We start from the raw sequence: 9580 nt of genomic DNA, 5'->3' as shown, positions 1-9580 counted from the left end.
TAATCAGCGGGTCCGGGGTTCGAAACCCTGACGGCGCACAACTTAAATCCGCCCCAGCTTGTGAAGATCGAGGGGGAAGATTGAAAGCCGACCGCGATCTCGTCTGGCACGAGCGGCACGAAGGCCACTTCCACGCGATCCGTGACGACCACAGCGAGTTTCGCGTCCACGCTCTAGCGGCCGGCGACGGCTACCGGGCCGAGCGTGTCGATGAGAATCTTTTTCATCACGAGCTGGCGCGGGTCTACACCTTGGACGAGGCCAAGCAGATTTGCCAGGACCTGCACACCCGCGAGCTGCGCCGGGCGGCGTGGATGGCCTACATGGAGAATCACGACCCGCCCGAAGAGTGATCTTCGCGGCTTGAATCGATTGCCCCACAAGCGCTTTGCCGCACCTGGCGAAGTAGCCGTCACAGCAAACCCAACGTCGCGGCGAAGTTGGACGCGGACAACGAAAAGTCGGCTGCCTGGCTAATCTAATTCATACGTGCCATTTGCTCACGTATCCCAACGCGGTAGGGGTAGCTTTCTGCTGACACCGGTCCGCGAACGCCGACGGGTTTCCCCTTTGTCGAAGGAGCTGCAATGGGGTTCATCCAGCCCAACCTGCCCGTCGTCGACATACCCGAGTGGAGCAAGGGCACCCGCGCCGAACGGATCGTGCCGATGGCTCGCCATATCGCCGAAAACGGATTCGGCACGCCGTTGGTGATGCCGATCACGTACGGCGTGAAGATCGCGCTGTACATCCTCGGCGGCTGGGTTTTCGCGGCGTCGACGAGGGGCATCGGCGGCTTTACGCAGGTCACCGCCTGGTGGACGGAACCGATCGTGTTCCAGAAGGCCGTGCTTTTCACCATGTTGTTCGAGGTCGTCGGCATCGGTTGCTGCTTCGGGCCGCTGGCCGGCCGGTACTTCCCGCCGATGGGATCGATCCTCTATTGGCTGCGGCCCGGCACCATCCGGCTGCCACCCTGGCCGAACCGGGTGCCGATGACCAAAGGCAACAACAGAACTCCGTTCGATGCGGCGCTCTACGGCGCCCTGCTCGTGCTGCTCGCGGTGGCGTTGGTCTCCGACGGCAGCGGGCCAATCCCGGCCCTGCACACCATGATCGGCGTGCTGCCCTGGTGGCAGACCGTCGCGATCCTCGCGGTACTGGCCGCGATCAGCCTGCGCGACAAGATCATCTATCTGGCCGCCCGCAGCGAGGTGTACGCACCACTTTCCTTGGTGTTCCTGTTCTCCGGGGCCGACATCGTGGTCGGAGCCAAGGTGGTCTTCCTGGTGATCTGGCTGGGCGCGGCGACGTCAAAGCTCAACCGGCACTTCCCATTCGTGATCTCGACGATGCTGGCCAACAACCCATTCGTCCCCTCCGGGCCGCTCAAGCGCTCGATGTTCAAGCACTACCCGGACGACCTGCGGCCCAGCGACCTGGCCGGCTTCATCGCCCACTTCTCCACCGCCGTAGAAGGTCTGGTGCCCCTGGTGCTGTTCTTCTCGCATGGCGGCTGGCCGACGGCACTCGCAGCGTTTGTGATGATCGTGTTCCACCTGAACATCCTGCTGGCATTCCCGATGGGCGTGCCCCTGGAGTGGAACGTGTTCATGATCTTCGGGGTGCTGTGGCTGTTCGTCGCGCACGCGGGCGTGGGGCTGTCGGCCGTCGGGCACCCACTGTTGATCGCCCTCCTGCTCGCGGTCATCGCCGGAACCGTCGTCGTCGGAAACCTGTGCCCCCGCAAGGTGTCTTTCCTGCCGGGCATGCGCTACTACGCGGGCAACTGGGACACCACGGTGTGGTGCGTCAAGCCCTCCGTCGACGACAAGTTCCGCACCGGCTCGCGCGCGCTCGGCCCGCTGCAGCATCTGCAGCTCGAGCGGTTGTACAAGAGCAAAGACAACACGCTGATCCCGATGCACCTCGCGCTGGCGTTCCGGGGCATGAACACGCACGGGCGCGCACTGCTCACCCTGGTACACCGCGCGTTGGCCGGCTACGACGAGGACGACTACAACCTGTGCGAGGGCGAGACGCTGTGCGCGACGGTGCTCGGCTGGAACTTCGGCGACGGGCATTTGCACAACGAGTGCCTGATCGAAGCACTGCAGCAGCGGTGTGGTTTCGAACCCGGCGACGTGCGGGTGGTGATCCTCGACGCTCAGCCCATCCACCTCCAGCGTCAGGAGTACCGGCTCGTCGACGCGGCGACCGGCGAGTTCGAACGCGGGTACTGCCACGTCGAGGACATGGCCACCGCTCAGCCCTGGGCGGACGACATCCCGGTCCACATCCAGAGCGGCACCGCCACCGGCATCGTCGACCCCTGACCGGCACGGCTCGGTCCGGCCACCGGACCGAGCCCTTGGCGACTCCCGGCTCGGCAGGTAAGCAGGGATCGACGACGTGAATAGCGCAGGTGGCTATTGCGATTTCCTGCAGCAAGGAACCGGGAGGCTTACTGTGGCCACGATTCAGATCACCGATTACGAAGTGATGTACTCGGCCAACACTTTTCCGCCCCGCATCTGGCTACTGAACTCCGAAACCTTCATCGGCCAGCTGATCTTCTACCCCGACGGCGAGACACTGCCTCCTGACGACAAGAGCGGGGGTCAGGTGAACCTTTTTTATCACCTGGCGGACTTCGAAAACTGCGCGGCGCTGCTGCGCAAGGAGAAGACCGTCTACCTGCTTTTCAACGGTTCAGGCTCGGAAAACGGCATCTTGACCGCCGAATCGATGCCGGGCGTCTAGGCGCCCGAACCACCGACAGGGGCGTCAGCGATTCCTGACCCGTCGCACCACGACAACCGCGACGAGCGCCCCGGCCCCGGCCAGCGACACCAGCACCACGGGTTTCTGCACGAACCCGATCACCCGCGCCCTGAGGTCATCGGCGAGGCGACGAGGGTTCGCGCGCTCAGCAAGTGAATCGACGGTGCTCGCCAGCTGGTCGCGGGCGACGTCGATGTCTCGCTTGATGGCTTCGGGATCCCGGTCCGCCACTGTGTCCTCCAAGTCGCCCACTGTCCGGCTGATACACCTGCCCGCACTACCCTAGATCAGCTGGCGGTAACCCCCAACGCTCCGGTGAACAGAAAGGGTCCCTCCGTTGACCGAGACCACGCGGCTTGCGCCCGGCGACAAAGCGCCCTCCTTCAGCCTGCCCGACGCCGACGGGAACAAAGTGTCGCTCTCCGACTACAAGGGTCGCCGCCTCGTCGTGTACTTCTACCCCGCCGCCTCGACGCCGGGGTGCACAAAGCAGGCCTGCGATTTCCGCGACAACCTGCACGAGCTCAACGACGCCGGGCTGGATGTCATCGGGATCTCCCCCGACAAACCTGAGAAGCTCGCCAAATTCCGCGACGCCGAAAAGCTGACCTTCCCACTGTTGTCGGATCCCGACCGCAAGGTACTGACGGCCTGGGGCGCCTTCGGCGAGAAGCAGATGTACGGCAAAACCGTGCAGGGCGTGATCCGCTCGACGTTCGTGGTCGACGAAAAGGGCAAGATCGCCCTCGCGCAGTACAACGTGAAGGCAACCGGCCACGTCGCCAAGCTACGGCGCGACCTGTCGGTCTAGTCGACGACGACGGCCGCGGTGTACTCGGTGATCGGCCGCGCGCATCCCTGTTCGTCACAAATACGCTGCAGCTTCTCCAGCGTTTCGTCGATCCCCGGACCAAGCCGCTTGCCGGGCGTGAAGCTCGCGGGAAGGTGCTGCATGCCCTGGATCACGCCGATCGTCGGATAGTGCACGGTGCCCTCGGGTTCGCAACGGTAGTCGGGCATCCGGTCGAGCACCGCGGTGAGCATCGACTTGAACACGACGCGCGCGACATTAGAGCCGATGCAGCGGTGGATGCCGAGCCCGAAGCTGAAGTGCCGGTTGTTCTTACGGTTCAGATCCAGTCGATTCGGATCGGGAAAGACCGCGGGGTCGCGGTTGGCCATCGCCCAGGACAACCACAGTCGATCGCCCTCCTTGAATTGCGTGCCCGCGATTTCTAGGTCGGCGGCGATCGTGCGACCGTCTCCCGGCGCAGGCGTGAAGTAACGCAGGAATTCCTCGGTCGCCGAGTCGAGCAGCGTTTCCAAATCCCGCCCCAACAGTTCGCGCTGCTCGGGGTTTTCGCCCAGCCATTCGAGCGCGTGCGCGGTCAGTGCCGTCGTCGTGTCGAAACCCCCGCCGATGATCAAGCTGAGCATTCCGAGCAGTTCGGTGTCGGGGGCGGGTTCGCCGTCGATCTGCAGTCTTGCTAACGCGTCCACTATCCCGGGGCGTGGGTTCTCGCGGATCTCGAGGAGGTGGTTGAACAGGTCCGCTACCATCGCCATCGTCTGCTCCAAAACCCTTGGGGCTTCCGGAGAATCGGCGGGGGTGTAGACGTTGGCGTGGGCCGGCTCGCAATACAGCTGCCACTTCTTCAGCGGAACGCCCATCAGTGCCAGGGTCAGGACGGCGGGCACGACGTTCGCGAGATCGTCGACGAAGTCGATCCGCCCGGCTTCGATTTTCTCGTCGATGCTCGCCCGCACGATCTCGTCGACAAACGGCTTCCAGCGCTTGACGGCTGCCGGCGACAGGTAGGGGTTGAGGATGGTGCGGTAGGCGGAGTGCTCCGGTTCGTCCATCTCGAGCATGCCGCCACGGACGCCGGTGCCCTGCGGCAGCGTGGGAATGGTGATGCCCTTATAGCCGCTGCCTTCGCCGGTCACGTCGTGATCGTTGGACACGTGTGGGCATCGAGCGAGCTCGAAGACTTCCCGGTTGCCCGCGGCCACCCAGTGCCCGTCGTAGGTGTCGGTCCACGCCACAGGGCATTTGGCGTGCATCTCCTCGGTGATCGCGGCGAACCGCTCGCGATACTCCGGGGTGTGGCGATCGAAGTGGTAACGGGTGGTGGTGCCGGCCTTCTTGCGTGTGATGCCGGTCCGGGTGTCTTCCGTAGTCACCGTGGCCTCTCCTGCGGACGAGTGGCTGCATGTAGAAGCAGTATGCGACGAGACGGTCGTTCTTTAAAAGCATTTCCGGGCATAACGCTTGCGCGGATTCCATTCCTCGTAGGCTTCGTGATCTCGGAACTAATCCCTCTGGACTCAGCAAGAGAGCGACGATGCGAATGGTCAACCGGTGCAACGTGAAGGCGACCGCCCACGTCAGGAGGATGTTCGCGCTGTGCATGGTCGCCGCGATGCAGGGGATCACGCCGACGGCCGTGGCGAATGCCGAGGACAATGACGCCCAATTCCTTTCGGCATTGGACGCCGCAGCCCTGCCGGGCGATCGAGGCGTGGAGATCGCTATCGCACATCGGTTTTGCGACTCGCAGAACCTACCGCGGTTCGCGTTTGGGGTGACGGCCCCTTGGGTGGTCGCAATGGAAACGGTCTCCGCGGATGCCGCTACCCAGGGCATCGCGCCGGGCCCTCAGCTGATCGCTTTCAAGTCGGCAGCTCGCGACGCGTATTGCCCGGGCGCCGACGTGGGGTGACCCGACCCCTGTGATCAGGCCAGGTTGGCCAGCAGCAGGGTTTCGGCGATCGCCGCGCGCTCAAGCACACCGAGGTGCAGGCTCTCGTTGATGCTGTGCGCTTGCGTGGCTGGGTCTTCGACACCGGTGACGAGGATCTTCGCCTGTGGGAACGCGGCGGCGAATTCGGCGATGAACGGGATGGAGCCGCCCATGCCCATATCGATGGCCTCGGCGTCCCAGGCCTGCCGGAACGCCGCGCGGGCGGCGTCGTAGACGGCGCCACTGGCCTCGATCGCGTACGGCTCGCCGAGCTCACCCGGCGTGACGCTGACGTGCGCACCCCACGGGGCGTGCCGCTGCAGATGGGCGGTCAACGCGTCCAGGTGCGCCGCGGCGTCGCCGCCGGGCGCCACCCGCACGCTGATCTTGGCTCGCGCCCGCGGGATCAACGTATTGGACGACGCCGCAACCGATGTGGTGTCGATGCCGATCACCGTGATCGCCGGTTTGGCCCACAATCGCTGCGGCACGGTGCCCGTGCCGATCTCGGACACACCGTCGAGCAGACCGGAGTCGGCACGGACCCGCTGTGCGGGGTACTCGGGGTAATTCAGCGATGCGATATCGGTTTCGTGCAGACCGGCCACCGCCACGTTGCCGTCGTCGTCGTGCAGGCTGGCCAGCAGCCGCACCAGGACGCTCAGCGCGTCGGGCACCACGCCGCCCCAAATGCCGGAGTGCAAGCCATGGTCCAGCGTGGCGACCTCGACCACGCAATCCACCAGGCCGCGTAGCGACACCGTCAGCGACGGGGTGTCGGTGCTCCAGTTGTCCGAGTCGGCGATGACGATCACGTCGGCGGCGAGCGCATCGCGGTGGGCGGCGAGCAATCGGCCCAGTGATGGCGAGCCGGATTCCTCTTCGCCCTCGACGAAGATCGTCACGCCCACCGGCGGCCGCCCGCCGTGCGCTCTGAATGCCGCCAAATGCGTTGCAATACCGGCTTTGTCGTCGGCGCTGCCGCGGCCGTAGAGCCGGCCGTCACGTTCGGTGGGCTCGAAGGGAGGTGACGCCCACTGGCTGCGGTCGCCTTCGGGCTGCACGTCGTGGTGGGCGTACAGCAGTATCGTCGGCGCGCCTGGTGGCGCGGGGTGGTGAGCGATCACCGCCGGCGCTCCGTCCTCGCTGACGATCCGCACATCACCAAAACCCGCCTGCGACAACAGATCCGCCACCGCTTGCGCGCTGCGGTGCACCTCGGGCCGCCGTTCGGGATCGGCCCACACCGACTCGATGCGCACCAGGTCTTCCAGATCGCGCCGTACGGACGGCAGCAGCTCGCGGACGCGCTCAACCAGATCGCTCATGCCCTCGAGGCTAGTCGGAGGATGTCTCCAAAATGGCCACGGCCGCCGCGGTATCCCCCTCGTGCGTCAGCGACACGTGAATCGTCACGTCGGCCAGATGCTTGGCGATGTCGCCTGTCAGCCTTACCCGAGGGCGTCCCCACATGTCGGTCACCACCTCGATGTCGCGGTGGATGTCCTCACGCAGCACGGGCCGTTGGGCGAACCGGGATCCGGACCATGCCTTGATCACCGCTTCCTTCGCGGCCCAGCGGGCCGCGAGGTGGCGCGCCGTCGACGAACTCTTGTCCGACGCGTCGCGGCGCTCACCCGGCGTGAACGTCTCGGAGAAGACGGTTCCCGGCTGGTCGACCTGCTCAGCGAAATCTGGAATGGAGACGACGTCGATCCCCACACCCACGATGCCCATGGATCGCCAGGCTAACCGATGACCGACATCATCCGGCAGAGACCTCGTAGGCGTCATCGTCGCCGAGTCGGGAAGCGGGATTCAGCAGCATCGCTGCCTCCTGGCGCTTCTCCGGCGAGTCGTGGTCGAAGCGACGGTCCGGCGGGCGCTGGTACATCGGCTCCCCACCGGCGATCGCCGAGGCCAGGCGGCGCTGACCGGCGAGCAGACGTCCGTCGGCGCGACGCTGGTAATCGGCACGCTGGTCGGGATCCAGCGCGGCGATGAACGCCTGCGGGTGCACCAGCGCCACCAGCCCGGAAACGTGCCCGAAGCCGAGGCTGGTCAGCAATCCGGCCTTGAGCGGGAATCGCTCCCCCAACCGCAGGGTCTCGCGCACCCAGACGAAGTGGGCCGAACCCGCCAACTCGTCGTCGACGCAATCCAGGCTGCGGTTGGGCGGGATCACCCCGTCGCGCAGCATCTGGCACAGGCCCATCATCTGGAAGACCGCCGCGCCGCCCTTGGCGTGGCCCGTCAGGCTCTTCTGCGACACCACGAACAACGGGGCGCCCTCGGAACGGCCCATCGAGTCGGCCAGCCGCTCGTGCAGCTCGGTCTCGTTGGGATCGTTGGCCAGCGTCGAGGTGTCGTGCTTGGAGATCACCGCGACGTCGTCGGCGCCCACCCCGAGCTTGCCGAGCGCACGCGCCAGCGGCGATTGCGTACCGCCACGGCCGGCACCCAGCGCGCCCAGACCCGGCGCCGGGATCGAGGTGTGCACCCCGTCACCGAACGACTGCGCGTAGGCCACCACCGCGAGCACCGGCAGCCCCATCTTGAGAGCCAGGTCGCCACGAGCCAGCAGGATCGTGCCGCCGCCCTGAGCTTCCACGAACCCCAGCCGGCGCCGGTCGTTCGGCCGGGAGAACTTGGAGTCGTGGATACCGCGGCCGCGCATCATCGACGTATCGGCGGTGGCCGCCATGTCGCCGAAGCCGATGATGGCCTCCAGCGTCAGGTCATCCAAGCCGCCGGCCACCACCATCTCGGCCTTGCCCAGCCGGATCTTGTCGACGCCCTCCTCGACCGACACCGCCGCGGTCGCGCAGGCCGCCACCGGGTGAATCATCGAGCCGTAGCTGCCGACATAGGACTGAACCACGTGCGCGGCAACAACATTCGGCAGCACTTCCTGCAGGATGTCGTTCGGCTTGTTCCGACCCAACAGGTTGCCGTGGTACATGGTCTGCATCGACGTCATGCCGCCCATGCCGGTGCCCTGTGTGCTTGCCACGAGGCTCGGGTGCACGTAGCGCATCACCTCGGCGGGGCTGAACCCGGCAGACAGGAAGGCGTCGACGGTCGCGACGAGGTTCCACAACGCGACCCGGTCGATCGAGTTGGCCATGTCGGGGCTGATGCCCCACACCTTCGGATCGAACCCGGTCGGAATCTGGGCGCCCACCACCCGCGACAGCTTGGTCTTGCGCGGCACCCGAATCTCGGTGCCGGCCTTGCGGATGACCTGCCAGTCGGTCGAGTCGGGCACCGGTCGGATGACCGTGTGCTCGGGGTCGAATTCGACGAAGGCGCGAGCGTCGGCCTCCGAGGACACCACGAAGGCGAAGTCCTTGTCCAGGTACACCGATACCAGCAACGGTGAGGCGTGATCGGGATCGATCGCGCCGTCGTCGACGAATTCACGGATGCCGGTGCGCTCGAGCACGGCGTCGTGGTAGCGCTCGACCAGCTCCGCCTCGTCGACCAGATCGCCGGATTGCGTGTCGTACCAACCCGGTTGGGGGTCGTCCTCCCAGCGGATCATTCCGGTTGTCCAGGCCAGTTCGAGGACGCCGGCCGCCGACAGTTCGTTGTCGACCTCCATCTCGAAGCGGGTGCGCGACGAGCCGTACGGGCCCAGTTCGGCACCGCCGACGATGACCACCAGATCGGCGGGGTCGACGTCGAGGTCCGCCCATTCCGGCGGAGGCGCCGGGGAGAACCCGCGCGGCGGAGACGGCAGCGCGGCAATCGTGCCCTCGGCCGCGGTGTCCTCCGCGGCCTCCTCGCCGGAGGTGGCCTGCTCGCGCGCCTTCGCGGCCAGTTCGGCCATGTCGAGATCGGCCTCACCCAAACCGCCGGTCAGGTCCGCCTTGATGGGCGTGCTCGCCGCGGCCACCTTCGATTCGATGTCGCACAGGTCCAACAGCATCCCGGCCATCTCATCGGTGGAGTAGGTGGTGACACCGGCTTCCTCGACGGCGTCGACGATGGCGTCGTTGTGGCCCATCAGCCCGGTGCCGCGGGTCCAACCGATCAGCGCGTGCGCCAGG

General features: G+C 66.1%; 10 protein-coding genes. 5 read left to right on the top strand and 5 right to left on the bottom strand.

Going from position 1 to position 9580, the window contains the following annotated elements:
- The first annotated feature begins 80 nt into the window (after positions 1 to 80).
- From JOZ00_RS19795 to JOZ00_RS19785, 3 genes are all read left to right on the top strand, one after another.
- A complete protein-coding gene (locus JOZ00_RS19795) occupies positions 81 to 353 on the top strand; it encodes a hypothetical protein (protein ID WP_293346755.1) in 273 nt (90 codons plus the stop codon).
- Between the two features lie 234 nt (positions 354 to 587).
- Positions 588 to 2336 (top strand): DUF3556 domain-containing protein, encoded by a 1749-nt coding sequence (locus tag JOZ00_RS19790; protein ID WP_293346752.1) that lies wholly within the window; start codon positions 588 to 590, stop codon positions 2334 to 2336.
- A 133-nt stretch (positions 2337 to 2469) separates the two neighbouring features.
- Positions 2470 to 2763 (top strand): hypothetical protein, encoded by a 294-nt coding sequence (locus JOZ00_RS19785; protein WP_293346749.1) that lies wholly within the window; start codon positions 2470 to 2472, stop codon positions 2761 to 2763.
- Between the two features lie 24 nt (positions 2764 to 2787).
- Here the strand turns inward: JOZ00_RS19785 and JOZ00_RS19780 are convergent, their stop codons facing one another.
- Positions 2788 to 3015, bottom strand: coding sequence for a DUF3618 domain-containing protein (locus tag JOZ00_RS19780; protein WP_293346758.1), 228 nt, complete (start codon positions 3013 to 3015; stop codon positions 2788 to 2790).
- A 106-nt stretch (positions 3016 to 3121) separates the two neighbouring features.
- Between JOZ00_RS19780 and bcp the strand changes: the two genes are divergently transcribed.
- Positions 3122 to 3595, top strand: a complete 474-nt coding sequence (gene bcp / locus JOZ00_RS19775) for a thioredoxin-dependent thiol peroxidase (protein WP_293346746.1) — start codon at positions 3122 to 3124, stop codon at positions 3593 to 3595.
- Here the strand turns inward: bcp and JOZ00_RS19770 are convergent.
- Positions 3592 to 4968, bottom strand: coding sequence for a cytochrome P450 (locus JOZ00_RS19770; protein WP_293346743.1), 1377 nt, complete (start codon positions 4966 to 4968; stop codon positions 3592 to 3594). The two genes, bcp and JOZ00_RS19770, sit on opposite strands and share 4 nt — an antisense overlap.
- Positions 4969 to 5129: 161 nt before the next feature.
- On the opposite strand from JOZ00_RS19770, the gene JOZ00_RS19765 reads away from it, so the two are divergent.
- On the top strand, positions 5130 to 5507 hold the full coding sequence (locus JOZ00_RS19765; RefSeq protein ID WP_293346740.1) for a DUF732 domain-containing protein: 378 nt from the start codon (positions 5130 to 5132) through the stop codon (positions 5505 to 5507).
- Positions 5508 to 5521: 14 nt separating this feature from the next.
- On the opposite strand, the gene JOZ00_RS19760 is transcribed toward JOZ00_RS19765, so the two are convergent.
- The 3 genes from JOZ00_RS19760 to JOZ00_RS19750 form a co-directional block, all read right to left on the bottom strand.
- The gene (locus tag JOZ00_RS19760) at positions 5522 to 6856 is read right to left on the bottom strand and encodes a dipeptidase (protein ID WP_293346737.1); all 1335 of its coding nucleotides are present in this window, start codon (positions 6854 to 6856) and stop codon (positions 5522 to 5524) included.
- Between the two features lie 10 nt (positions 6857 to 6866).
- Entirely contained in the window at positions 6867 to 7265 is a 399-nt protein-coding gene (locus JOZ00_RS19755) for a holo-ACP synthase (RefSeq protein ID WP_293346734.1), read from the bottom strand.
- 28 nt (positions 7266 to 7293) lie between these two features.
- Positions 7294 to 9580: beta-ketoacyl synthase N-terminal-like domain-containing protein (locus JOZ00_RS19750; protein ID WP_293346731.1), on the bottom strand; the 2287-nt coding region annotated here is incomplete at its 5' end.

It is taken from the genome of Mycobacterium sp. (genome assembly GCF_019243155.1).
Classification (GTDB): domain Bacteria; phylum Actinomycetota; class Actinomycetes; order Mycobacteriales; family Mycobacteriaceae; genus Mycobacterium.
This window is presented reverse-complemented; position numbering and strand designations above follow the sequence as displayed.

What these genes read in the sequence shown, in the direction of transcription:
- JOZ00_RS19765 (WP_293346740.1), top strand. Translation starts at nt 5,130, where the DNA reads ATGCGAATGGTCAACCGGTGCAACGTGAAGGCGACCGCCCACGTCAGG.
- JOZ00_RS19760 (WP_293346737.1), bottom strand. Translation starts at nt 6,856, where the DNA reads ATGAGCGATCTGGTTGAGCGCGTCCGCGAGCTGCTGCCGTCCGTACGG.
- JOZ00_RS19790 (WP_293346752.1), top strand. Translation starts at nt 588, where the DNA reads ATGGGGTTCATCCAGCCCAACCTGCCCGTCGTCGACATACCCGAGTGG.
- JOZ00_RS19755 (WP_293346734.1), bottom strand. Translation starts at nt 7,265, where the DNA reads ATGGGCATCGTGGGTGTGGGGATCGACGTCGTCTCCATTCCAGATTTC.